General features: G+C 54.0%; 19 protein-coding genes and 1 tRNA gene. 13 read left to right on the top strand and 7 right to left on the bottom strand.

The window, feature by feature from the left end; genetic code table 11:
* Positions 1 to 2: 2 nt before the first annotated feature.
* Positions 3 to 1,280 carry an iron uptake transporter deferrochelatase/peroxidase subunit gene (gene efeB, locus AC6I8C_RS11265; RefSeq protein WP_497822508.1) on the top strand — a complete coding sequence of 426 codons (1,278 nt, stop codon included), beginning with the start codon at positions 3 to 5 and terminating at the stop codon, positions 1,278 to 1,280.
* Between the two features lie 570 nt (positions 1,281 to 1,850).
* The gene (phoH, locus tag AC6I8C_RS11260; protein WP_497822507.1) at positions 1,851 to 2,639 is read left to right on the top strand and encodes a phosphate starvation-inducible protein PhoH; all 789 of its coding nucleotides are present in this window, start codon (positions 1,851 to 1,853) and stop codon (positions 2,637 to 2,639) included.
* A 254-nt stretch (positions 2,640 to 2,893) separates the two neighbouring features.
* On the opposite strand, the gene AC6I8C_RS11255 is transcribed toward phoH, so the two are convergent.
* From AC6I8C_RS11255 to eptA, 7 genes are all read right to left on the bottom strand, one after another.
* Positions 2,894 to 3,451 (bottom strand): serine acetyltransferase, encoded by a 558-nt coding sequence (locus AC6I8C_RS11255; protein WP_497822506.1) that lies wholly within the window; start codon positions 3,449 to 3,451, stop codon positions 2,894 to 2,896.
* Positions 3,452 to 3,938: 487 nt separating this feature from the next.
* Positions 3,939 to 4,026: transfer RNA gene (locus AC6I8C_RS11250), tRNA-Ser, on the bottom strand.
* A 271-nt stretch (positions 4,027 to 4,297) separates the two neighbouring features.
* Positions 4,298 to 4,831 (bottom strand): peptide-methionine (S)-S-oxide reductase MsrA, encoded by a 534-nt coding sequence (msrA, locus tag AC6I8C_RS11245; protein WP_497822505.1) that lies wholly within the window; start codon positions 4,829 to 4,831, stop codon positions 4,298 to 4,300.
* 59 nt (positions 4,832 to 4,890) lie between these two features.
* Complete coding sequence (locus tag AC6I8C_RS11240) at positions 4,891 to 5,457, bottom strand: flavin reductase family protein (protein ID WP_497822504.1); 567 nt, start codon at positions 5,455 to 5,457, stop codon at positions 4,891 to 4,893.
* Positions 5,458 to 5,767: 310 nt separating this feature from the next.
* Positions 5,768 to 6,826, bottom strand: coding sequence for a two-component system sensor histidine kinase PmrB (pmrB, locus tag AC6I8C_RS11235; protein ID WP_013358238.1), 1,059 nt, complete (start codon positions 6,824 to 6,826; stop codon positions 5,768 to 5,770).
* Positions 6,823 to 7,503: a two-component system response regulator PmrA gene (gene pmrA, locus AC6I8C_RS11230; protein WP_033732956.1), complete on the bottom strand. Its 681-nt coding sequence runs from the start codon at positions 7,501 to 7,503 to the stop codon at positions 6,823 to 6,825. The genes pmrB and pmrA overlap by 4 nt, the downstream gene beginning before the upstream one ends.
* Positions 7,503 to 9,131, bottom strand: a complete 1,629-nt coding sequence (eptA, locus tag AC6I8C_RS11225) for a phosphoethanolamine transferase EptA (RefSeq protein WP_497822503.1) — start codon at positions 9,129 to 9,131, stop codon at positions 7,503 to 7,505. The genes pmrA and eptA overlap by 1 nt, the downstream gene beginning before the upstream one ends.
* Before the next feature lie 453 nt (positions 9,132 to 9,584).
* On the opposite strand from eptA, the gene otsB reads away from it, so the two are divergent.
* From otsB to AC6I8C_RS11170, 11 genes are all read left to right on the top strand, one after another.
* Entirely contained in the window at positions 9,585 to 10,373 is a 789-nt protein-coding gene (gene otsB / locus AC6I8C_RS11220; protein WP_497822502.1) for a trehalose-phosphatase, read from the top strand.
* On the top strand, positions 10,370 to 11,806 hold the full coding sequence (gene otsA / locus AC6I8C_RS11215; RefSeq protein WP_033783346.1) for an alpha,alpha-trehalose-phosphate synthase: 1,437 nt from the start codon (positions 10,370 to 10,372) through the stop codon (positions 11,804 to 11,806). Before otsB ends, otsA begins: the two co-directional genes overlap by 4 nt.
* 1,015 nt (positions 11,807 to 12,821) lie before the next feature.
* Positions 12,822 to 13,175, top strand: coding sequence for a flagellar transcriptional regulator FlhD (flhD, locus tag AC6I8C_RS11210; RefSeq protein ID WP_033732952.1), 354 nt, complete (start codon positions 12,822 to 12,824; stop codon positions 13,173 to 13,175).
* Positions 13,172 to 13,750, top strand: a complete 579-nt coding sequence (flhC, locus tag AC6I8C_RS11205) for a flagellar transcriptional regulator FlhC (protein WP_013358233.1) — start codon at positions 13,172 to 13,174, stop codon at positions 13,748 to 13,750. Before flhD ends, flhC begins: the two co-directional genes overlap by 4 nt.
* Before the next feature lie 133 nt (positions 13,751 to 13,883).
* The gene (gene motA / locus AC6I8C_RS11200) at positions 13,884 to 14,771 is read left to right on the top strand and encodes a flagellar motor stator protein MotA (RefSeq protein WP_003849139.1); all 888 of its coding nucleotides are present in this window, start codon (positions 13,884 to 13,886) and stop codon (positions 14,769 to 14,771) included.
* Positions 14,768 to 15,712, top strand: coding sequence for a flagellar motor protein MotB (gene motB, locus AC6I8C_RS11195; protein WP_497822501.1), 945 nt, complete (start codon positions 14,768 to 14,770; stop codon positions 15,710 to 15,712). The genes motA and motB overlap by 4 nt, the downstream gene beginning before the upstream one ends.
* 11 nt (positions 15,713 to 15,723) lie before the next feature.
* Positions 15,724 to 17,706: a chemotaxis protein CheA gene (cheA, locus tag AC6I8C_RS11190; RefSeq protein WP_497823337.1), complete on the top strand. Its 1,983-nt coding sequence runs from the start codon at positions 15,724 to 15,726 to the stop codon at positions 17,704 to 17,706.
* A gap of 23 nt (positions 17,707 to 17,729) precedes the next feature.
* Positions 17,730 to 18,227, top strand: a complete 498-nt coding sequence (gene cheW, locus AC6I8C_RS11185) for a chemotaxis protein CheW (RefSeq protein WP_013358230.1) — start codon at positions 17,730 to 17,732, stop codon at positions 18,225 to 18,227.
* A 165-nt stretch (positions 18,228 to 18,392) separates the two neighbouring features.
* A complete protein-coding gene (locus tag AC6I8C_RS11180) occupies positions 18,393 to 20,063 on the top strand; it encodes a methyl-accepting chemotaxis protein (protein ID WP_497822500.1) in 1,671 nt (556 codons plus the stop codon).
* A gap of 192 nt (positions 20,064 to 20,255) precedes the next feature.
* Entirely contained in the window at positions 20,256 to 21,818 is a 1,563-nt protein-coding gene (locus tag AC6I8C_RS11175; protein ID WP_497822499.1) for a methyl-accepting chemotaxis protein, read from the top strand.
* 105 nt (positions 21,819 to 21,923) lie between these two features.
* Positions 21,924 to 23,600 carry a methyl-accepting chemotaxis protein gene (locus AC6I8C_RS11170; protein ID WP_013358227.1) on the top strand — a complete coding sequence of 559 codons (1,677 nt, stop codon included), beginning with the start codon at positions 21,924 to 21,926 and terminating at the stop codon, positions 23,598 to 23,600.
* Positions 23,601 to 23,636: the final 36 nt, after the last annotated feature.

The following is a 23,636-nucleotide window of genomic DNA, read 5'->3' as shown; positions in this document are numbered from 1 at the left end:
TCATGAGTCGTAAGGAAGATGACGCGCAGCCTGCGCGCCGTCGTTTACTGAAAGGATTGGGTCTGCTGGGCGGCGCGGCGGCCATCGGCGGCGGCTGTCCGTTCCATACCGCTACCGCTGACAGCTTTTCGCCAGGTACGGTGACGCCGCAGGCGCGACAGCAGACGCAGCCGTTTTATGGTCAGCATCAGGCGGGGATCACGACGCCCCAGCAGGCATCAATGATGCTGGTGGCGTTTGACCTGCTCAGCAGCGATAAAGCCGAACTGAAGCGTCTGTTTCAGCTGCTGACCCAGCGTATCGCCTTTCTCACTGCGGGCGGTCCGGCACCTGCGGTCACCAATCCGCAACTGCCTCCGATGGATTCCGGCATTCTGGGGGCGACTATCGCGCCGGATAATCTGACGATTACCGTGTCAGTCGGGCATTCGCTGTTTGATGAACGCTTTGGCCTGGCGCCGCATAAGCCGAAAAAATTGCAGCCGATGACGCGCTTCCCCAATGATTCGCTGGATGCCAGCCAGTGTCACGGCGATTTGCTGTTACAGCTCTGTGCCAACACTCAGGATACGGTGATTCATGCCCTGCGTGATATCATCAAGCATACGCCCGATCTGCTGGGTGTACGCTGGCGGCGCGAAGGCTTTATCTCCGATCACGCGGCACGCAGTCAGGGGCAGGAGACGCCGATCAATCTGCTGGGCTTTAAAGATGGCACGGCGAATCCGGATACCCGTGATTCTGCGCTGATGAATAAACTGCTTTGGGTGACCGCCGATCAGGAAGAACCTGCCTGGGCACGCAATGGCAGCTATCAGGCCGTGCGGCTTATCCGCTTTCACGTGGAAATGTGGGACCGCACGCCGCTGGGTGAGCAGCAGACCATCTTTGGTCGCGAGAAGCTGAGCGGTGCGCCGCTGGGAATGAAGCATGAGCGTGACGTGCCGGATTATGCCCGTGATCCGGACGGCGACGTGATTGCACTGGATGCGCATATCCGTCTTGCTAACCCTCGCACGCCTGAGACGGCCAGCAGCCTGATGTTGCGACGCGGCTACAGTTACTCGGCGGGTATCTCCGCCTCCGGCCAGCTGGAGATGGGGCTGCTGTTCGTCTGCTATCAGCACGATCTGGAACGTGGGTTTCTTACCGTGCAGCAGCGTCTGAACGGTGAAGCGCTGGAAGAATATATCCGGCCTTTCGGCGGCGGTTACTTTTTTGCTTTGCCCGGTGTCCCCGACGCCAGCCATTATTTAGCGCAACCGTTGCTGGAAGCTTGATTAAAATTTAACCATTGCAGGCGGCTTATCCTCAACCGCCTGCCTTTTAGGTTTCAACGCTTTGCTTACTGAGTTTTCGCTGAGATTAAGCCGTTGCCCGGTATATATAAAATAATCTAACTGACTGTAATATATGAATTTTACATTTCTACTTAAAATAAATAGTTACGTGTGATTAGCAATTCCTTTGCCAGCAGGTAAAATTACTATTGCAAAGGTCCAACGAAATGATGCACTTTATTCAACAGGCGTAATCGGATGTGTCGATGTATCACACTGGAGTTCGCGCATGGGTCGAGTCTTTTATGGAACGTTACTGTCACTGAATAAATTGCGCCTGACCGCGAGGGCAATTCTGCCTCGTTATTTCTCCCTTCCTTCAACCATTTCTTTTGTCTTAGCACAGCCTGTTTTATCCGGTGTTCAGCCACGCTATTGCGCTGCTGCATACCCACTATCCTGTCCTGTCATGGCTCAAAAGGAAGCCAACTGAAACCTCTAAAGCGTTCACGTAATCGCAACGGGCCACCGGCCTTGCGCGGGAAATGAAACCAACTGAAAGGTGCCACTATGGGAAGACAGAAAGCAGTGATCAAAGCGCGTCGTGAGGCAAGAAGAGTGCTTCGTAATGACTCACGGAGTCATCGTCAGCGTGAAGAAGAGTCGGTCACTTCGCTGGTGCATATGAGCGGACTGGATGCCATTGGCATGGCGCGCGATACGCGTGACCGGTTGCCGATTGAAGCCCGTAATGAAGCTCAGGCGCACTATCTTAACGCCATAGAGAGAAAACAGCTGATCTTCGCAACTGGTGAGGCCGGGTGCGGTAAAACCTGGATCAGTGCTGCGAAAGCGGCTGAAGCCCTGATTAATAAGGATATCGACAGGATTATCGTTACGCGCCCGGTACTTCAGGCAGATGAGGATTTGGGATTCCTGCCCGGTGATATTTCTGAGAAATTCGCCCCTTATTTCCGCCCGGTTTATGACATTCTGGTTAAACGTCTTGGCGCATCATTTATGCAATATTGTCTGCGTCCGGAAATTGCCAAGGTAGAGATTGCGCCCTTCGCCTATATGCGAGGCCGCACCTTTGAAAATGCTGTGGTGATTCTGGACGAGGCGCAGAACGTGACCGCCGCGCAGATGAAAATGTTCCTGACCCGACTGGGCGAAAACGTCACGGTCATTGTTAACGGCGATATTACCCAGTGCGACTTGCCCGCTGGGGTGCCTTCCGGTCTCGCGGACGCGCTAGCGCGTTTTGAAGAGGACGAGATGGTGGGCATTGTGCGCTTTGGCAAAGAGGATTGTGTGCGTTCTGCGCTGTGTCAGCGCACCCTGCACGCATATAGCTAGCGTTCGATTGAGTAGAAGTGTAGCGCCCAAACCCGGCTCCGGCCGGGTTTTCTTTTTGTCTGTTCCGGTCATGACTTTGTGCCGGAACTGGAGTCAGATTTTAGCGTGATATTAATAGGTAAGATGTGAGTTATTAATAATGGCTCAGCTTAAAGACTAATATAAACAGATGAGGCCGGTTTATATTAACTGACTCCGTTAACAGAGCGCATTACAGACTGGGGTTGATAAGCCCGTATATTCGCAGCTTCACTTTATCTGACTCTGATAATCAGCGACTTTTCCGTGAAAACAACGCTGTTGTCCGGGATGTTTTTATTGATAAACGACATCGCCCCGATAGTGACGTTGTTTCCTATGATCAGCGCATCGCCTATGATGCAGGTTCCGGCACCGACTTCGACATTATCGCCAATGATGATGTGTGCTGGCGTGGCGCTAACCGGGCGACCGGAGATGCCGATTGTTGAGTTCTGGCGGATTTTGAAATTACAGCCGATAACTGCGCATTCATTTATCACCACGGACAGAAAGTGGCTGACGGTCAGTCCAGATCCGATTTGGGTGCCGGGCTGGATTTCGGTATGGTATTTCTGAATGAGTTTCCTGTTGATGCGATGCGCGAGCTTCTTTAATAGCGTACTGTCATGCTTATGAAGAAAGGAGACTATTCGCCACCAGAAATTAAATCGCCTGTCCGGACACTTAATCGCTTTATGAATCGTACGCGCCCAGCTAAAAGGCTTATCACTCATCATCACTTCACGGCGTAAACATTCATGCAGGTGTTTTTTTAATTCGTCTTTTTTCATCGTTATTTATCAGTGTTTTGCAAATTTTTAGCCGCGTATGGTAGCAGGCTACAGCAAACACTATTTGAGGCAGGTCATTTAACCTGTCGCAGAATTAACTATGAGGTGTCTCATTTGAGCATCATGTAAATTAAGTTAGCGGTCGCAAATAAGATTAATCAGCACAGGATGGGAATATTAAAGAAAGGGAACATCAGGGAAGAGAGGGATTCGCTTAGCATGTTGTTAAACCCCGGCGGGGGTTCTCACCCCCTCTCGCAGTGCAATAGGCAAAAAAAAGCCTGAACATAAGTTCAGGCTCTTCTTCAGAATGTGGCGGTGAGAGGGGGGATTGATTCGCTGCGCTCACCCTGCGGGCAGCGTCGCAGGCTCCGCTGTCCAGCATGCTGCGCATGCGGTCGAACCCCGGCGGGGGTTCTCACCCCCTCTCGCAGTGCAATAGGCAAAAAAAAAGCCTGAACATAAGTTCAGGCTCTTCTTCAGAATGTGGCGGTGAGAGGGGGATTCGAACCCCCGATACGTTGCCGTATACACACTTTCCAGGCGTGCTCCTTCAGCCACTCGGACACCTCACCACATTTACTTCGCTGACCGCGCTGGGTCAACGGGGCGCTACTATAGGGAGTCGGCTGAAAAGGGTCAAGCACTATTTTTTTCTTTCGATCTATTCGCTTAAGCTCTGAACGAATCGATTTACTACGGCTTAAAACCGGGCATTTATGCGCCATATTCCACAGTAATAAAGAAGCCGATCGGGTCATGTTAAGGACTGCGTGACGACTGAAATAACCCGGAGCAGCGTCCGGGCCTGAATCCCGGCCAGACGCTGCTCTGTCAGACGCTAAATCAGCTCTTCACCCGATCAGCGAAGCTCTTACGCAGCTTCTGCAGTTTCGGTGGGATGACCGCCATACAGTAACCGTTGCGCTGACCGGCACCTTCCCAGTAATCCTGATGATAGGCTTCAGCGGGATACCACTCTTTCAGCGGCTCAATGGTGGTCACCACCGGCACATCATGGTCAGCCTGGGCGCGTTCAATGGCGGCACGCGCTTCTGCTTCCTGCTCGGCATTTGCCGGGAAAATGGCGGAGCGATACTGGGTGCCGATATCATTGCCCTGACGGTTCAGTTGGGTCGGATCATGCGTGACAAAGCTGATATCCAGCAGATCGCCATAAGTTACCTGCTCTGGATCAAAGCCAATGCGGATCGCTTCTGCATGACCGGTTGCGCCACTGCAGACCTGCTCATAGGTCGGATTAGGACGCGCACCGCCGGTATAGCCGCTTTCAACCGACTCTACGCCGATCACATCCTTAAATACCGCTTCGGTACACCAGAAACAGCCGCCAGCGATAACTGCGTATTCGATTGCCATAATAATTTACTCCTGTCAGGTCGAAAGAGGTGAATGGGGGCGCAGCAGAGCGCTTTCAACTAGATGAGCATCTCCGGTTTAAAATCTCCGCTCTTATCCAGCATTTTGTCGCTCATCACGCTAAACCGGCCTTCACCGGTGTAGTGCAGGGTCGGGGGATATTCCGGCTCCCCGGCGACATGCGCTTTGACGATCTCAAAGATAAACAGGTTGTAGCGGGCGACCATAGCGTCGTCATAAAGCTGACATTCAAAGCTGGCAAAACATTCTGCAATCATCGGCGCACCCACTACCTGAGCCGGCTCCGGCGTCAGGCCAAACGCTTCAAACTTATCAATACTGTCACCGTGGCTGTTGCCGATAGCCACCACTTCATTAATCAGCGAGGCGGGAGGAATATTCAGCACGCACTGACCGCTGTTGCGGATCAGCTCGTGGCTGTGATTCATACCGGCAATCATGCAACCGACCAGTGACGGCGAGAACTCCAGCACCGTGTGCCAGCCGAGCGTCATGATGTCATGCTGATCCTGATACTGCGAACTGAGCAGCAGCACCGGTCCCGGCTCAAGGTATTTGCGGGCTTTGCTGACCGGAAAAGCATATTTGTGCATGCGTTGGCTCATGGCGTAGCTCCTTTAACGGAAGGGTGCTATTAAGTGTAGAGCACACTGCGGGTGCGGCGGGAAGGTCAGCGGCCATAAAGGCAAGATCAATGGGGAAACAGGGCAGAGCAGACATTTTTAACGACAGTCTCACGAGCTTAAGGTTTCCTTAATATGCAGTCGCGATACTGCCTGCTTTAACGGAGGATAATGCTATGAAAACTGCGCCTGCTACCCTGTCTGTGACTGCTTCACGTCCGATGAGCGAATATGCGGCACTGCTGATCGCCGCAGCAACGGTTGTTCTGTTCCTGTCTGCCTGGTTTACCGCTTAAAACTTAATGACGGCCCGGCAACCGCTCCGGTCGCGACGGTTCTCTAAGAAAAACTGAAAACGGTGTAACTGGACGATGCGGCTGACAATGCTCAGCCCGAGTCCGATACCGCCATAGCGACTGTCCATCCGGATAAACGCTTTACTCAGCTCGCCACTTTTACTCTCATCAATGCCCGGTCCCTCATCTTCCACCACCATCATGGGCTGTGGCACAGACAACAGCTGCACGCTGATGGTGCTGTTATCCGGGCTATAGCGATGGGCGTTCTCCACCAGATTACGCAGCAGCATCTTCAGCAGGGTCGCATCACCACGCACAAACTGCTCCTGCGGCAGATCCAGCACCAGCGTCTGCTGATGCGCCTCCAGCATGATACTCAGCTCCGCTTCCATCGGCAGGATCACATCTTCAATCAGCCCGACGTTCTGATAGGTGCCCGAAGTGAATGACTGTCCGGCGCGCGCCAGATTCAGCAGCTGTGACACGCTGTGGGTCATCTGATCAAGACGCTGCACCAGCGGCTGAACTTTGACATCGCTATTGCGTTCAATTAACTCCAGATGCAGCCGTAATCCCGCCAGCGGCGTGCGCAACTCATGCGCCACGTCGGCGGTAAACAGCCGTTCGCGCTCCAGACTGCTATTGAGGCGGGCGACCAGCTGATTTATCGCCTGAGTCACCGCATCGATCTCATGAACCTGACTGTGGCAGGCGACGGGATCGAGATTCTCTTCGCTGCGGCTTTCGAGTTCCCGCTGAAGCTGATAGAGCGGCCGGGTGATCCATTTCACCGCCTGATAGCAAAGCAGCAGCGTCAGCGTAATCATCACCAGGCTCGGCACCGCCAGGCTGGCCACCGCTTCATGGACTTCTCGCTTCACGTGACTGTCCATGTTGCGCTTCTGCAGTTGGGCTTCCACCAGAAACTGAATCTGCTCTTTACTCTCATGCCACAGCCAGACCACGCTGATCACCTGGAAGACCAGCAGGATCAGACCAATGGTCAGGATCAGGCGAAAGCGCATACTGCGGTGATCAAAACGTTTTATCATGTTGCCTCGCGAACGCCATCCTGCGTCACCAGCGCATAACCAAACCCGCGCACGGTACGAATGGCGCTTTTGCCAATTTTGTCGCGCAGATTATGGATATGCACTTCCAGCGTATTAGTAGAAGGCTCGGTCTCCCAGTTATAGATGTCCTGGTAGAGAATTTCACGGTGAACCGGATTGCCGGCCTTCAGCATCAGTCGTGACAGAATCGCAAACTCTTTGGGCGTCAGATCCAGCAGCACATCGCTGAGGGTGATCTGACGATGGGTCATATCCAGCGCCAGCGCGCCGACTCTCACCTGGCTGTCGCCCTGATTGACGTGACGGCGGATCAGCGCGCGGATCCGCGCCAGCAGCTCATCCAGCGAAAACGGTTTAATCAGATAGTCGTCAGCACCCGCGTCGAGCCCGGCAATGCGCTCGCTGATGGTATCACGCGCGGTCAGAATCAGCACCGGCGTCATCTTCTTCTGCCGACGCAGGCGTATCAGGAAGTGCAGTCCATCTTCATCCGGCAAACCCAGATCCAGCACCACCAGACTATAGAGACCGCTGGCGAAATGCGCTTCAGCATCCCGAACCCGCGTCACGCCATCGCAGACATAGCCTTCGCCTTCCAGCGCCAGCATCAGGCCCTGCAGCAGCAGCGCATCATCTTCAACAATCAGTATCTTCATTAAGGTTGGCTCCGACACGACGTCAAAATATCATCCGCAGGCACATATTCGTGGGTCGCGGTGCCGGTTAATCCCAGCATGGTTGAAAACAGATTATCCTGTGAAAAATCGTCTGTCGCCGCCAGTTTATTCAGACAGCCGCGATTAACCGCATAACGTTTCTGATAATCATCGGAAAGCCAGATCAGCAACGGTACATGTTTCTGGGTGTCCGGCGCGATAGCATAGGGCAGGCCATGCAGGTAAGCACCATTTTCACCCAGGGATTCACCATGGTCAGACAGATAGACCAGGCTGGTGGTGAAGCGGTCCTGATGTGCACGCAGTACGTTAATGGCTTTATCGACGATGTGATCCACATTGACCAGCGTATTGTCATAGGTGTTGATCAGCTGTTGTTGCGAACAGTCCTGAATCTGATTGGTATCACAGGTCGGTTCAAACTGACGGAACTGTGGCGGATACCGATGGCTGTAGGTCGGGCCATGACTGCCAATGGTGTGCAGGACAATAACCCCGTTGCCTTTCAGTTGACTGATGTAGTCATCCAGCCCGTGGAACAGCACGTCGTCATAACACTCACCGTCGATACACATGCCGGGCAGGTTCAGGCTGGTCATGTCCTGATGCGGCACGCGGTCACAGGCACCTTTGCAGCCACCATCATTTTCATTCCATAACACACTGATGCCAGCGCGCTGAATAATATCCAGCAGTCCCTCCTGATGCGCGGCCAGCACATCATCATAGTGCGCGCGCGGCATGTTGGAGAACATGCAGGGCACCGAAACCGCCGTCGCCGTGCCGCACGAGGTGGTGTGCGGGAAGTAGATTACATCGTCTTTCGCCAGTAAAGGATTGGTCAGACGACCGTAACCGCCCAGCGAGAAGTTTTGCGCGCGCGACGTCTCTCCCAGCACCAGAATCGTCAGATTCGGCTTACCGCTGCTGCGGCTGGGCTGCAGATGGGCATCTTCACCGATGCGCACCAGCGGCACATTCTGCAGTTGCTCATGCTTATACCAGGAGAGAGTTGCCGCAATGCTGTTCGACGGGCTGAGCGCTTTAACCAGCTCGCGGTTGTTGCGGAACAGCGAAGCGTAGTCTTTATAGAAGAGCAGGGCGACCAGCACGATCAGCGCGGCGGAAAGCAGCACGCTAAGCAGTCGCGCCAGCACGCCACGCCACTGCTGCCGTTTTATGCGCGGCCAGAACACCAGCAACGCCATCAGCACGCCCGAGGTGAGCAGGGTGAAGAGCAACTGCGGCGTAATCAGCGCAAAGGATTCAGAAGCGGTGGTATCCATCATGTTGGTGATCATTGAGCGATCGACCACGATGTTATAAGTCTGAATAAAAAATTGTGCCGACGCAGAGAGCAGAATAAACAGGGCGGCCAGCAGCCGATCCAGCCAGACAAACGAGGCCAGCGTAATCACGATGTTAATCACGCTAAAGGCGACGAAAGGCATCGATAAAAATACCAGCGTGGTATGCAGATTGCTCAGCGGCATGACCGCCAGCACCTGACGGTAGTAGGCAATATTAAGGAAAACCGCGATATAAACCGCAGCCAGGATCAGCAAGCTAAGGCGGCTAATCAGCGGCCTCTTCAGGGTAAACGCCATGTGAGCAGGAACCAGAGTAATAAAAGTGTCACGAGATTGCGCTTTCTATATTAGGAATACCTTAAGAAGCTTAAGCTTTGAAGAATGTCATTTGTATGGAGTGCGTAACGGGTATCACTCCAGCGTGATGCGGACCGATACCGCTACGATTATTAAACAAGGAACAGGTATGAATGACGCTTTTCTGCTGACTTAACCGCAGCGGCTGGCATGAAAAGTGCATATTTCTGGCATAACCCCTGTTAATGACTACACTTAATGTGAAGATGTTCTCAGTTAGCCAGTATTGTCAGCAATGCGCTTGCAAGTTTGAGGAGAGTGACCTATCCAATCACCGCGTTTTACCCCTCAATCACCGCTTTATCAGAATTTCCCGCTTGCTGACCTGACTGCGTCAGGACATTCTTGTTTTAACTCAATGTTTTATTAAATTTGAATTTCAGGAGAAGTAACGTGACCCAAGCGGCAGACACCCATGCCAGGTACCCGAAATTAAACAGCGGGCAGTACGCCTTCTTTTTTGATGTCGACGGTACGCTGGCAGCGATACAGTCCCGTCCCGAAGCGGTATTTATTCCTGAGCAGGTCATCGCACAACTTCAACAGCTCTCTGCGCTTTCTCAGGGCGCACTGGCGCTGGTCTCCGGCAGACCCATCGAACAACTGGATGCGCTGGCTGCGCCATGGTACGGCCCGGCGGCGGGCGTGCATGGCGCTGAGCGTCGTGATGCAGAGGGTCATGTGCAGCGCATCAGCCTGCCTGTTGAGGTTGAACAAAATCTCAGGAAGGAATTGCAGGCTGCGATGGCCTGCTGGCCTGGCACTCAGCTTGAGGTGAAAGGCATGGCCTTTGCACTTCACTACCGTCAGGCGATGCAGCATGAGCAGGATGTGTTGCGACTGGCTGAACAATCAGTAAAGCGTTTCCCGGGACTGGCGCTTCAGCTAGGAAAATGCGTGGTTGAGATTAAACCGGCAGGCATCGATAAAGGTGCCGCAATCAGCGACTTTATGCAGCAGCCCCCTTTTGCCGGACGCACGCCAGTCTTTATTGGCGACGATTTGACGGATGAGAAGGGCTTCCTGGCCGTTAACGAACGGCAGGGCGTCTCAGTTAAAGTCGGCGAAGGTTTAAGTCAGGCCGGTTATCGGCTTAATGATGTCGATGCCGTTTATGGCTGGCTGGAAAGAACATTATTATTATTAGAGCAAGACAACGTCGGTAAGGAGTTTAGGTTATGAGTCGTTTAGTGGTTGTATCTAACCGTGTCGCCATGCCAGATGGGTCTAAAACCAGCGCAGGCGGCCTGGCCGTCGGCATTCTCGATGCACTGAAAAGCACCGGTGGATTATGGTTTGGCTGGAACGGTGAAATCAGCGAGTTCACCGGCGAAGAAGTAGAAGACGTCAGTGTGCAGGAACATGAAGGTATCGAATATGCTTCCTTCCCGCTGAGCCAGAACGATTACGATCTCTATTATTGCCAGTTTTCGAACACGGTTATCTGGCCCGCCTTCCATTATCGCCTCGATCTGGTGCAGTTCCAGCGTGAAGCGTGGGAAGGGTACTGCGAGGTTAATGACGCGGTGGCGCAGCGCTTAAAACCGCTGATCAAACCGGATGATATTGTCTGGATCCACGATTATCACTTCTTACCCTTTGCTGCCGCGCTGCGTCGGGCCGGTATTAATAACCGCATCGGCTTCTTCCTGCATATTCCGTTCCCGACGCCAGAAATATTCAATGCACTGCCTCCGCACAAAGAGCTGCTGGAAATGCTGTGTGAATATGACCTGCTTGGCTTCCAGACTGAATCGGATCGGGTGGCGTTCCTGGACAGCGTCAGTCAGCTTACGCAACTGCAGAATAAAGGCGACAAAAAGCATCGTGCCTTTGGCAACACCTTTATGACTGAGGTCTATCCGATCGGGATTGAGCCAGACAGTATTAAAGAGATGGCCGAAGGGCCACTGCCGCCGAAAATGGCTGCCATGAAGAAAGAGCTGGGCGATGCACGCAACATTATTGCCTGCGAACGTCTCGACTATTCCAAAGGGCTGCCGGAGCGCTTTCTTGCCTATGAAGCGCTGCTGGAAAACTTCCCGCAACATCGCGGCAAAATCCGTTACTCGCAGATTGCACCTACCTCACGTGGTGATGTGCAGGCCTATCAGGATATCCGGCATCAGCTGGAGACCGAAGCAGGACGGATTAACGGTAAGTACGGTACGCTGGGCTGGACCCCGCTTTACTACCTTAACCAGCATTTCGACCGTCGCCTGCTGATGAAAATCTTCCGCCTGACCGATGTAGGTCTGGTGACGCCGCTGCGTGATGGCATGAATCTGGTAGCGAAAGAGTATGTCGCTGCGCAGGACCCGGACGATCCGGGTGTACTGGTGCTGTCGCGCTTTGCCGGTGCCGCTAACGAACTGACCTCAGCGCTGATAGTGAATCCGTATGACCGGGATGAAGTCGCTGCTGCGCTGGATAAGGCGATTACCATGCCGCGTACCGAAAGGATTTCACGCTACAACGACATGATGGCGGTATTGCGCAAAAACGACATTACCGCCTGGCGTGAGAGCTTCCTGAAGGACCTGGAGCGCATTGACCCACGCAGTGTTGACCACAGCACCGCGAACAAGGTAGCGACCTTCCCGAAACTCGCCTGACCTGAGCCTTTAACGCAATAATGGAAGCAGCGATACCACCCTGGTATCGCTGCTTTTTTTGGCCCAGCTCACAGAAAACTCGCCCGTTATCTGTTAACACCGCTTTGCGGCGATTTTATGCCGATGTCCTCAGTGGCAGCGCAGAGTGGCCTGATATATGCAGAGAACCCCGGAAACCCTGTCACACCGCTGCCCGCCACTTTCTTTACCTACTTTGCTAAAGTTTTTCTTCAGACTGCCGATAGTGATAGTGCCATCGCATAACCCACCGTTAATTCATTCGTCTTTCTTATGTAACCCCTTGTTACATCGGGTGTCGGAGCCTGAACATACCGCTGTCACTGTTAACACCAGGTTGCCATAAGCCCCCTTACTGCCGTAGAAACCTTAACGATTTCATTACTCACACCCTGCGATACTCCCCTTAAGTAACTAATTTAACAGCAAATAACGCCCCGCCTTATCAGCATAATATGCTGACAACCCTGATTTAGATGGTTCTAAATAGGGTGTTAAAACGATTAACACCCAATAATCATTCCGGACTGCTTAAAGCGTCGAATAGCGATGCTTTTACCCCCTATTAAACCTTTCTCAGGACGAATTGGACTTAAAAACACACTTTTTTGTTCAAAAATTGACCAGTCAGTAAGCAATCGTAAAGGGTTGCTGAAGAAATTTGCGTTAAAAGTGTGATCTACGTCACACTTTATCTAAAATTTCATCTGGCTGTCGTTGTATGTCGAAATCAGACGATATAGATTTGCGTTGTTTTCGGAATAGTCCTAAAAAATGTAAGAAGACGTCACGGAAGATGTCCGGAACTCGAAAATAGAATGGCATGGATTTTCGACCTTCAGTGGGTCTGAAACCCACGAAAATAGAAGGCGAAAAACAGTGACATTGAAATTATGTGAAGTTTTTTTTGCCATCTTTTGATTTAACAAACAGCAGCTCGAACCGCAGATTTTAATCTGCGATACAGTTACGTCGCATCTCTCAGGATGGAAAAATAATGGGCACCTCTGAAGTACTTAAACATATTTATGATCTCAATTTGTCTTATTTACTGCTCGCGCAGCGTTTAATTAACCAGGATAAAGCTTCTGCAATGTTTCGCCTCGGCATTGACGAGAAAATGGCGAACGCATTATCTGAATTAACATTGCCTGAGATGGTAAAAATGGCGGAAACCAATCAACTGGTTTGCCAGTTCCGTTTTACCGATAGCAGCACCATTAATCGCCTGACGCAGGAATCACGCGTGGATGATTTACAACAAATCCACACCGGCATTTTATTATCGAGCCGTTTACTGCGTAATGCGTCTAAAGATGAAGCGCCTGCTAAAAAGAGAGCAATGTCATGAGTGAGAAAAGTATTGTTCAGGAAGCACGTGATATTCAGCTCGCGATGGAGCTGATCACTTTAGGTGCGCGCTTACAGATGTTAGAGAGTGAAACTCAGCTGAGCCGTGGTCGTCTGATCAAGCTCTATAAAGAATTACGTGGCAGTCCGCCGCCAAAAGGCATGCTGCCGTTCTCCACGGACTGGTTTATGACGTGGGAGCAGAACATCCATGCTTCTATGTTCTGCAACGCCTGGAAATTTTTACTGAAAACCGGTTTGTGCAGCGGTGTCGATGCCGTCATTAAAGCCTACCGTTTATATCTCGAACAGTGTCCGCAATCGGACGAGGGCCCGCTGTTGGCGCTGACCCGCGCCTGGACCCTGGTCCGATTCGTTGAAAGTGGCATGCTGGAACTGGCGGATTGTAAATGCTGCAACGGCAGCTTTATTAATCATGCGCATCAGCCGGTTGGCAGCTTTACCTGCAGCCTGTGCCAGCCGCCATCACGTGCCGTAAAAAGACGTAAACTTTCTGCAGAACCTGCCGATATGTTTCCACAACTGCTGGATGAACAGGTTAAACACGCCGTTTAAGTTTGTTCGCACTGTGGAAGCCATCCAGCAGCGGTTAATACCGCTGCTTTTTTTTTGCTTGCGGTTCAGGAATAACCTCTGCGGCTCTCTGGCTTAACTTCCACCAACACGTTACGGACGTAAGGATTTTTTTGTGCTGATAATTATAGGTTACCTGATTGTTTTAGGCTCCGTGTTGGGCGGATATGCGCTGGTAGGTGGCCATCTGGGCGCACTTTATCAGCCAGCCGAATTATTAATGATCGGCGGTGCCGGTGCCGGTGCTTTTTTAGTCGGTAACAATGGCAAGTCGATTAAAAAAACGCTGAAAGCGCTGCCTAAGTTATTTCGCGGCTCCAAATACAACAAAGCGGTTTACATGGATTTGATGGCGCTGCTTTATCGCCTGATGGCGAAGTCGCGTCAGCAGGGGATGTTATCGCTGGAACGCGATATTGAAGATCCCAGCCAGAGTGAAATTTTTGCTAATTATCCCCGCATCCTTGCCGATAAACAGTTAGTCGATTTTATTACTGACTATTTGCGCCTGATGGTCAGCGGCAACATGAACGCCTTTGAAATCGAAGCGTTGATGGATGAAGAGATTGAGACCTACGAACACGAGTGTGACGTACCAGCGCAAAGTATTGCTGCGGTGGGTGATGGTCTTCCGGCATTTGGTATCGTGGCCGCGGTAATGGGCGTGGTCCATGCGCTGGCTTCGGCCGATCGTCCGGCCGCTGAACTGGGTGCGCTGGTCGCGCATGCGATGGTGGGAACGTTCCTGGGCATCCTGCTGGCGTACGGGTTTGTCTCTCCACTGTCGTCAGTACTGCGTCAGAAATGTGCGGAAACCACCAAGATGATGCAGTGCATTAAAGTGACATTGCTCTCGAGCCTCAATGGTTACGCGCCGCAGATTGCGGTGGAGTTTGGTCGTAAGACGCTCTATTCCGCTGAGCGTCCGTCGTTCAGCGAACTGGAAGAGCATGTGCGTAACGCCAAGAACCCGGCTAAACAGACTTCTGACGAGGCTTCATGAAACACGGCAATCGCCCCATTGTGCTGATCAAAAAGCGCAAACATAAAGGCCATGAAGGCAGCCACGGATCGTGGAAGATTGCCTACGCCGACTTTATGACGGCGATGATGGCCTTTTTTATGGTGATGTGGCTGCTGTCTATCGCCAACCCGCAGGAGCTGGTGCAGATTGCAGACTACTTCAAAACGCCGCTGAAAGTTGCGATTACCGGCGGCGCACGCAGCAGTGACAGTGACAGCCCGATCCCGGGTGGCGGCGACGATCCGACCAAAAAGATTGGCGAAGTGAACAAAGTCGTCGATATGGACGCCCAGAAACGCAAGCTGGATGAGATTCGCCTTAACCGGCTGCGTGAAAAGCTCGACCAGATGATTGAAGCGGATCCGCGTCTGAAAGCGCTGCGGCCGCATCTGATCATCAACATGGTGGAAGAGGGGCTGCGTATTCAGATCATCGACAGCCAGAATCGCCCGATGTTTAAGACCGGTCGGGCCGAGGTGGAGCCGTATATGCGCGATATTCTGCGTGCCATTGCGCCGATCCTTAACGACATTCCGAACCGCATCAGCCTGGCCGGACATACCGATGATTTTCAGTATGCCGGCGGTGACAAGGGCTATAGCAACTGGGAACTCTCTACCGACCGCGCTAACGCTTCACGCCGGGAACTGGTGATGGGCGGCCTGGATAGCGGCAAAGTTTTACGGGTGTTAGGTATGGCCGACACCATGCGCCTGAAAAATCGTGGCGGTAACGACGCAGTTAACCGCCGCATCAGCCTGCTGGTGTTGAACCATGACACTGAAGCAGCAATAGAAAAAGAGAACGCAGAAAGTGATGCCGTCCAGATCAGCGATCCGGCGGCCATTGAACAGATTCGCGCACCGCTAGCAACACCAGGCAGCGCGGTGAATACAGCAGCCCCCTCACAGCCGAGGTGATTCCCGTGAGTATGGACATCAGCGATTTTTACCAGACGTTTTTTGATGAAGCCGATGAGCTGTTAGCGGATATGGAACAACACCTGTTGGGCCTTGACCCGCAGGAGCCAGATTCGGAACAGCTTAACGCCATCTTCCGTGCCGCTCACTCCATTAAGGGTGGGGCCGGAACCTTTGGTTTTACGGTATTACAGGAAACGACTCATATCCTGGAAAACATTCTGGATGGTGCTCGTCGCGGCGAGATGCAGCTCAGCACCGACATCATCAACCTGTTTTTGGAAACCAAAGATATTATGCAGGAACAGCTCGATGCTTATAAAACCGCGCAGGAGCCAAACGCGGAGAGCTTCAAATATATCTGTGAAGCACTGCGCCAGCTGGCGCTCGAGGCCAAAGGTCTGCCGGTTGATGTTCCGGCTACGGTAACCACTGCCAGCGCGGAACCGGCCAGCGCCAGCGGTCTGCGTGTACAGCTGATCGACCTCAAAGAGAAAGAAGTCGACCTGATGCTGGAAGAGATGAGCAATCTCGGCACCCTGACTAATGTGCAGAAGGGCAGCACCACGCTGGACGTCTGCATTGATGGCGTCGGTAAAGATGACATCGTGGCGGTGCTTTGCTTCGTGATCGACGAAGCGCAGATCCGCTTCCCGGCCGCTGACGAAGCCGTTGCCGCGCCGGTCGCTGCTGCTGTTGCAGCCGCACCGGTGGCAGAAGAGGTTCACACCGCCAGCGTTACCGAACTGCCGGTGGCAGCGGTGAAGCGTGAAAGTAAGCGCGCCGCGGCACCGGCCAAGTCGAGCGAATCCACCAGCATCCGTGTTGCGGTCGAGAAGGTCGATCAGCTGATCAACCTGGTCGGTGAACTGGTGATTACCCAGTCGATGCTCGCCCAGCGTTCCGGTGAACTCGACCCTGTGGCGCACGGCGACCTGCTGAACAGCATGGGCCAGCTGGAGCGTAACGCCCGCGACCTGCAGGAATCGGTGATGTCGATTCGTATGATGCCAATGGAATATGTCTTCAGCCGCTTCCCGCGTCTGGTGCGTGACCTGGCAAGCAAACTCGGCAAAGAGGTCGAACTGACCCTGCTGGGCAGCTCAACCGAACTCGATAAGAGCCTGATCGAACGCATTATCGACCCGTTAACGCACCTGGTGCGTAACAGTCTTGACCACGGTATCGAAACGCCAGAGAAACGTCTGGTGGCCGGTAAAGTGGCAACCGGTAACCTGACGCTTTCGGCGGAACACCAGGGCGGCAACATCTGTATCGAAGTGTCAGATGATGGTGCCGGTCTGAACCGTGAACGTATCCTGGCTAAAGCCCTGTCATCGGGCCTGCCGGTTCACGAGAACATGAGCGATGAAGAAGTCGGCATGCTGATCTTCGCACCGGGCTTCTCTACCGCGGAGCAGGTGACGGATGTTTCAGGACGCGGCGTCGGAATGGACGTGGTGAAACGAAATATTCAGGAGATGGGCGGTCACGTCGAAATCGCCTCGAAGCAGGGCAAAGGCACCACCATCCGTATCCTGCTGCCGCTGACGCTGGCCATTCTTGATGGCATGTCCGTTCGCGTGGCTGATGAAGTCTTTATCCTGCCGCTGAACGCGGTAATGGAATCACTGCAACCGCGTGCCGAAGAGCTGAAACCGCTGGCAGGTGGCGAGTGCGTGCTGGAAGTGCGTGGTGAATATCTGCCACTGGTCGAGTTGTGGAACGTCTTTGATGTGCAGGGTGCCAAAACCGAGGCCACGCAGGGCATCGTGGTGATCCTGCAGAGCGCGGGCAAACGTTACGCGCTGCTGGTTGATCAGCTGATTGGTCAGCATCAGGTGGTGGTGAAGAACCTGGAAAGTAACTATCGCAAAGTGCCGGGCATCTCTGCCGCGACCATTCTTGGCGATGGTAGCGTAGCGCTGATTGTTGATGTATCAGCACTGCAGTCACTTAACCGTGAAAAACGTGTGGCCGGCGCTGCCGCCTGACAGATAACGAAAGGGTAAATAACATGAATGGAATGGCAACCGTGACAAAAATCGCTGGCGAAACTGTGGGTCAGGAGTTTCTGGTCTTCACGCTGGGCGACGAAGAGTACGGCATCGATATCCTCAAAGTTCAGGAAATTCGCGGTTACGATCAGGTAACGCGTATTGCGAATACCCCTGAATTCATCCGCGGCGTTACGAATCTGCGCGGCGTAATCGTGCCGATTATCGATCTGCGCGTTAAGTTTGCGCAGCCTGACGTTGAGTACAATGACAACACCGTGGTCATCGTACTGAATCTGGAAAATCGCGTGGTCGGTATCGTGGTCGATGGCGTTTCTGACGTGCTGTCACTGACCCAGGATCAGATCCGCCCTTCACCGGAGTTCGCGGTAACCATGTCTACCGAGTACCTGACCGGTCTGGGTGCGCTGGGCGATCGCATGCTGATTCTGGTCGACATTGAGAAGTTGCTGAGCAGCGACGAGATGGCGCTGGTGGATAACCTGCGTACCGCGTAATAGCCTCTTCACGGGCTGGCTCTGGCTGGCCCGTGATTGTTACACCATGTAATAGTTTCCTTTATATTCATATATTTATAAGCTCAGCTCCCCCTAATTTCCTGCTGTTACCTGCCGATAATCTCACTGTCACTTTTAAATCACCTACATTATTCAGGGTTACTCATGTTAACGAAAATCCGTGTGGTCACCAGTCTGTTACTGGTGTTGCTGGTGTTCGGGCTGTTGCAGGCCTTCTCCGGTTCAGTTTTCTACTCCGCATTAAGCCACGACAAGCAGAGCTTCGCCGTGTCGCAGCTGGCGATGCAAAACACACAGGCGCTTAATGACGCCTATATGAGTCTCAACCAGAGCCGTGTGCTGCTGACCCGCGTTCAGCTGCGTGTGGCGACCAGCAAACTGGAGAATAAAACGGCAGATATCGCCGGTCTGTTCGGAGAGAGCAAAGGATTTCAGCAGGCAGCAGATGGTTATTATAAGGAATTCAAGGCGATCCCTGACACACCGGGTCAGGACGCGAAGCTGAACGATCAGCTTGATCAGCGCTTCAGCGCTTATGCCGGGGCCCTTAATCAGTTGCAGACCGCCCTGGAAGCTAATGATCCGATTGCCGCCGCAAAAGCCCCGGTGGCACCTAGTCAGAGTGCGTTTCTGACGCTTTACCGCGAATGGCGCGCCGATCAGAGTCGCCTGACCACGTTGGGCGTGGCTGAGAACAGCAACGCCTACAGCCGAATGATGTGGATTCTTGGCGCGATCATGAGTGCCGTGGCGGCGGTGATCGTGCTCTGCTGGTTTGGCCTGCGCAAGATCGTAATAACGCCGCTGAATGGCAGCATTAATCACATTCAGCATATCGCCCAGGGTGATTTAACCCAGCCGATCGCGGTGGAAGGGCGTAACGAGATGACGCAACTCGCCGCCAGCCTGCATGAAATGCAGCAGTCGCTGGTCCGCACCGTAACCCATGTCCGTGAAGGATCGGATGCGATCTTCACCGGTGCCAGTGAAATCTCTGCGGGAAATAATGACCTGTCCGCCCGCACAGAACAGCAGGCGGCGTCACTGGAGCAGACGGCGGCCAGTATGGAGCAGCTCACCGCCACCGTGAAACAGAACGCCGAGAACGCCCGCCAGGCGTCACAGCTGGCACTCAGCGCGTCCGAAACCGCAGAAAAAGGCGGCAGCGTCGTAGCTGGCGTGGTGAAAACCATGAGCGAAATCGCCGGCAGTTCGAAGAAGATTGCCGATATCACCAGCGTGATTGATGGCATCGCGTTTCAGACCAATATTCTGGCGCTTAACGCCGCCGTTGAAGCGGCGCGTGCCGGTGAACAGGGGCGCGGTTTTGCAGTGGTCGCGGGCGAGGTGCGTAGTCTGGCACAGCGTAGCGCCCAGGCCGCCAAAGAGATCAAAGGGCTGATTGATGATTCAGTCAACCGCGTCAGCGTGGGTTCGCAACTGGTCGGCACCGCCGGGGAAACCATGAGCGATATCGTCAGTGCGGTCACGCGCGTGACCGACATCATGGGCGAAATCGCCTCGGCGTCGGATGAGCAGAGTCGCGGTATCGACCAGGTCGGGCAGGCCGTCACCGAGATGGATCGCGTCACCCAGCAGAACGCCTCGCTGGTGGAAGAGTCCGCGGCAGCGGCCGCTTCGCTGGAAGATCAGGCCAGCCGGTTAAGCCAGTCAGTCTCGGTCTTTAAAATCAAACGTGAAGCCGGGCCGACGCTGACAAAGCATGTGCCGATTGCTTCGCCCGTTACAGTGGCGCTGGCACCACGCAAAGCCCTGACGGCCCCGGTCAGTGATACAAACTGGGAAACCTTCTGATCTGACGCTGCGCATCCTGCGGGATGCGCAGCCCTTTCGGCTAACCCCCACCTGACGTCAGACTCCGCACTCTCTTTTGATAAAAATAATTACAAAAGCCCGCTATCGCCTGAAAGCGCCGAAAAGCGTTAATTAATCGCCAGAACCCGCCGATATAGCCGCTGCACCTTAATCAACCTGCAGGGGAACGAGATGTTAAAAAAAATAAAAGTGGTCACCAGTTTAATCGCCGTACTGGTTATCTTTGGCGCGCTTCAGCTGATTTCTGGCAGCCTTTTCTGGTCGGCGCTGAATAATGATAAAGAGGCGTTTGCGCTGTCGCAGATTTCTAATCGCAACGTCACGTCGATGACAGATGCCTATATCGCCCTGAACAACAGCCGTACCACGCTGAACCGCGCCATGTTGCGCTTACAGACCAGCATGGCATCGCAGATGAATGGCGGTCAGCTCGACGATCTGATGAACAAAGCCAACGCCCAGCTGGTGGAGGCCGACCGTCACTTTAAAATCTATTACGATCTGCCCGCCACGCCGGGGCTTGAAGTGGCGCTGCGTGACAAACTCGAAGCGGATTACGCGCAATATGAAAAAGGGCTGAAAGGCATGGTTGCCAGCCTGCAGGCCCGCGATCTGGAAGGCATGTTTAAACAGAATATTGAGCAGAAACAGGTCGCGATGCAGAGCAGCTACGGTGAGTGGCGTGCACGTCAGACCGAGCTTTCCGATCAGGGCATCGCACAGAACCATAAAGCCTTTACTCAGATGATGTGGCTGCTGGGCACCATTGGCGTTGTGGTAATCGTGGTGATCCTGGCCTGCTGGTTTGGCCTGCGTCAGGTTCTGATTCAGCCGCTGCAACAGCTGCTGGCGCAGATTCGCGCTATCGCCTCCGGCGATTTGACCCAGCCGATTGTGGTTGAGGGCCGTAATGAGATGAGCCAGCTGGCCGCAGGCATCCATGAGATGCAGCAATCGCTGGTGATGACGGTCGGTAATGTGCGTGACGGCTCTGACGCCATCTTTACCGGTGCCAGCGAAATCGCCGCCGGTAATAACGACCTGTCAGCCCGCACCGAAGAGCAGGCCGCTTCGCTGGAGCAGACTGCGGCCAGCATGGAACAGCTCACCGCCACGGTGAAACAGAATGCTGACAACGCCCGTCAGGCCTCGCAGCTGGCGCTGACCGCCTCGGAAACCGCGCAGCAGGGCGGCAAAGTGGTGAATGGCGTGGTGACGACCATGAAAGAGATTGCGGGCAGCTCGAAGAAGATCGCAGACATCATCAGCGTGATCGACGGTATCGCCTTCCAGACCAACATCCTGGCGCTGAATGCCGCGGTTGAAGCGGCGCGCGCCGGTGAACAGGGTCGCGGTTTTGCGGTAGTGGCCGGTGAAGTGCGCAGCCTGGCACAGCGCAGCGCCCAGGCTGCGAAAGAGATTAAAGGCCTGATTGAGGACTCGGTGTCGCGCGTCAACAGCGGTTCACTGCAGGTTGAAAGCGCCGGCAGCACCATGAATGAGATCGTGGGCGCGGTGACCCGCGTGACCGACATCATGGGCGAGATCGCCTCTGCATCAGACGAGCAGAGCCGCGGTATTGAGCAGGTCGGTGTGGCCGTTACTGAGATGGATCGCGTGACCCAGCAGAATGCCTCACTGGTTGAAGAGTCTGCCGCCGCCGCTGCCGCACTGGAGCAGCAGGCCAGCGTACTGACCCAGGCCGTCTCGGTTTTCAAAATTTCCCGCGCCTGATTTCCCGCCTTTCACCATGGCAGCGGCTTAAAGCCGCTGCCATGCATAAAGTTCCACCCGCCTGCGCCGATAAATAAACACGAATCGCCAACCAATGAGGTGTTTATGTTTAGTCGTGTACGAGTCGTTTCCGGCCTGCTGTGTGTGCTGGCGCTGTTTGCGCTGCTGCAGCTGTTTTCCGGCGGAATGTTTTTCAAAACTGTCAGTTCAGATAAAGAGAATTTTGCCTACAACCAGCGTCTGAATACGTTGCAACAGGCGATGGGCACCTCATGGGTTTCGCTGGTTCAGGCGCGTAACACCCTTAACCGCGCCGGTATCCGTTTTCTGCAGGATGCGCAGATGTCGGGATCGGGCGCCAGCGTAAAAGAGCTGGTCGCACTGGCGGGCGAGGAGCTGAAACAGGCTGAAATCAACTATCAGATTTTCAACGATAACCTGTCAGAACAGGGCAAAACGGCTGAAAACGTCGTGGCATTGCAGGCGAACTATAAGGCCTATCACGATGCGCTGGCAGAACTGATGGTGTTCTTCACCACCGGCAACTTCAAAGGGTTTGTGGATCAGCCAACGCAGAGTTTCCAGGACAAGTTCCAGAAAGATTACAGCGCCTGGCTGGAGAACAACAAAGCCCTGTCACAGCAGGGTGTGGAAGCCAACCAGCAGGCTTACAGCCGCTCCATCACTATCGTCATCGCCACGCTGGCCGTGACGTTGCTGATGATCATCCTGGTGTGGAACGTGATGCGTTCAGTGCTGATCCGTCCTCTGCGTCAGAGCATTGAGCATATCCAGCACATCGCGCGTGGCGATCTGACCCAGCCGGTTGAGATTACCGTGCGCAACGAAATTGGTGAGTTACTGACGTCACTGCAGCACATGCAGCAGGAGCTGGCACGCACTGTCCGCACCGTACGTGACGGCTCGGATGCCATCTATACCGGTGCCAGCGAAATCTCCATCGGCAATAACGATCTCTCTTCGCGTACCGAACAGCAGGCTGCCTCGCTGGAGCAGACCGCTGCCAGCATGGAGCAGCTCACCGCGACCGTGAAGCAGAATGCCGAAAACGCCCGTCAGGCGTCGAAGCTGGCGCTGACCGCCTCGGAAACCGCGCAGCAGGGCGGCAAAGTGGTGGATGGCGTGGTCACCACCATGAAAGAGATTGCGGGCAGCTCCAAGAAGATTGCCGATATTACCAGTGTGATTGACGGTATTGCCTTCCAGACCAACATCCTGGCACTGAACGCGGCGGTTGAAGCCGCACGCGCCGGTGAGCAGGGGCGCGGCTTTGCCGTCGTGGCGGGTGAAGTACGCAGCCTGGCGCAGCGCAGCGCCCAGGCCGCCAAAGAGATCAAGGGTCTTATTGAGGATTCCGTTAGCCGCGTTAATACCGGCTCGGTGCTGGTAGAGAGCGCCGGTGACACCATGAGCAACATCGTCAGCGCGGTCACACGCGTCACCGACATCATGGGCGAGATCGCCTCTGCGTCAGACGAACAGAGCCGTGGCATTGACCAGGTGGGCCTTGCCGTGACCGAGATGGATCGCGTCACGCAGCAGAACGCCTCACTGGTTGAAGAGTCAGCGGCAGCGGCTGCAGCGCTCGAAGATCAGGCAAGTCACTTAAAACAAGCGGTATCAGTGTTCAATATTGGTAAAGAATTTGTCGCGCAGGCCGTTAACAAGACAACGGCGACAAAAACGCTCCAGTCAGATGCACCGTTAGCCGTTGGTCGTTCGTCTGCGGTACGCAGCGACGACAACTGGGAAACCTTTTAATCGCCCGTGGCCCGGCCGCCATTGAGCCGCCGGGCA

The sequence above is a fragment of the Pantoea sp. X-Soil-YNGN-844 genome, from assembly GCF_059730595.1.
This window is presented reverse-complemented; position numbering and strand designations above follow the sequence as displayed.

What these genes read in the sequence shown, in the direction of transcription:
- efeB (WP_497822508.1), top strand. Translation starts at nt 3, where the DNA reads ATGAGTCGTAAGGAAGATGACGCGCAGCCTGCGCGCCGTCGTTTACTG.
- phoH (WP_497822507.1), top strand. Translation starts at nt 1,851, where the DNA reads ATGGGAAGACAGAAAGCAGTGATCAAAGCGCGTCGTGAGGCAAGAAGA.
- AC6I8C_RS11255 (WP_497822506.1), bottom strand. Translation starts at nt 3,451, where the DNA reads ATGAAAAAAGACGAATTAAAAAAACACCTGCATGAATGTTTACGCCGT.
- msrA (WP_497822505.1), bottom strand. Translation starts at nt 4,831, where the DNA reads ATGGCAATCGAATACGCAGTTATCGCTGGCGGCTGTTTCTGGTGTACC.
- AC6I8C_RS11240 (WP_497822504.1), bottom strand. Translation starts at nt 5,457, where the DNA reads ATGAGCCAACGCATGCACAAATATGCTTTTCCGGTCAGCAAAGCCCGC.
- pmrB (WP_013358238.1), bottom strand. Translation starts at nt 6,826, where the DNA reads ATGATAAAACGTTTTGATCACCGCAGTATGCGCTTTCGCCTGATCCTG.
- pmrA (WP_033732956.1), bottom strand. Translation starts at nt 7,503, where the DNA reads ATGAAGATACTGATTGTTGAAGATGATGCGCTGCTGCTGCAGGGCCTG.
- eptA (WP_497822503.1), bottom strand. Translation starts at nt 9,131, where the DNA reads ATGGCGTTTACCCTGAAGAGGCCGCTGATTAGCCGCCTTAGCTTGCTG.
- otsA (WP_033783346.1), top strand. Translation starts at nt 10,370, where the DNA reads ATGAGTCGTTTAGTGGTTGTATCTAACCGTGTCGCCATGCCAGATGGG.
- flhD (WP_033732952.1), top strand. Translation starts at nt 12,822, where the DNA reads ATGGGCACCTCTGAAGTACTTAAACATATTTATGATCTCAATTTGTCT.
- flhC (WP_013358233.1), top strand. Translation starts at nt 13,172, where the DNA reads ATGAGTGAGAAAAGTATTGTTCAGGAAGCACGTGATATTCAGCTCGCG.
- motB (WP_497822501.1), top strand. Translation starts at nt 14,768, where the DNA reads ATGAAACACGGCAATCGCCCCATTGTGCTGATCAAAAAGCGCAAACAT.
- cheA (WP_497823337.1), top strand. Translation starts at nt 15,724, where the DNA reads ATGGACATCAGCGATTTTTACCAGACGTTTTTTGATGAAGCCGATGAG.
- cheW (WP_013358230.1), top strand. Translation starts at nt 17,730, where the DNA reads ATGAATGGAATGGCAACCGTGACAAAAATCGCTGGCGAAACTGTGGGT.
- AC6I8C_RS11180 (WP_497822500.1), top strand. Translation starts at nt 18,393, where the DNA reads ATGTTAACGAAAATCCGTGTGGTCACCAGTCTGTTACTGGTGTTGCTG.
- AC6I8C_RS11175 (WP_497822499.1), top strand. Translation starts at nt 20,256, where the DNA reads ATGTTAAAAAAAATAAAAGTGGTCACCAGTTTAATCGCCGTACTGGTT.
- AC6I8C_RS11170 (WP_013358227.1), top strand. Translation starts at nt 21,924, where the DNA reads ATGTTTAGTCGTGTACGAGTCGTTTCCGGCCTGCTGTGTGTGCTGGCG.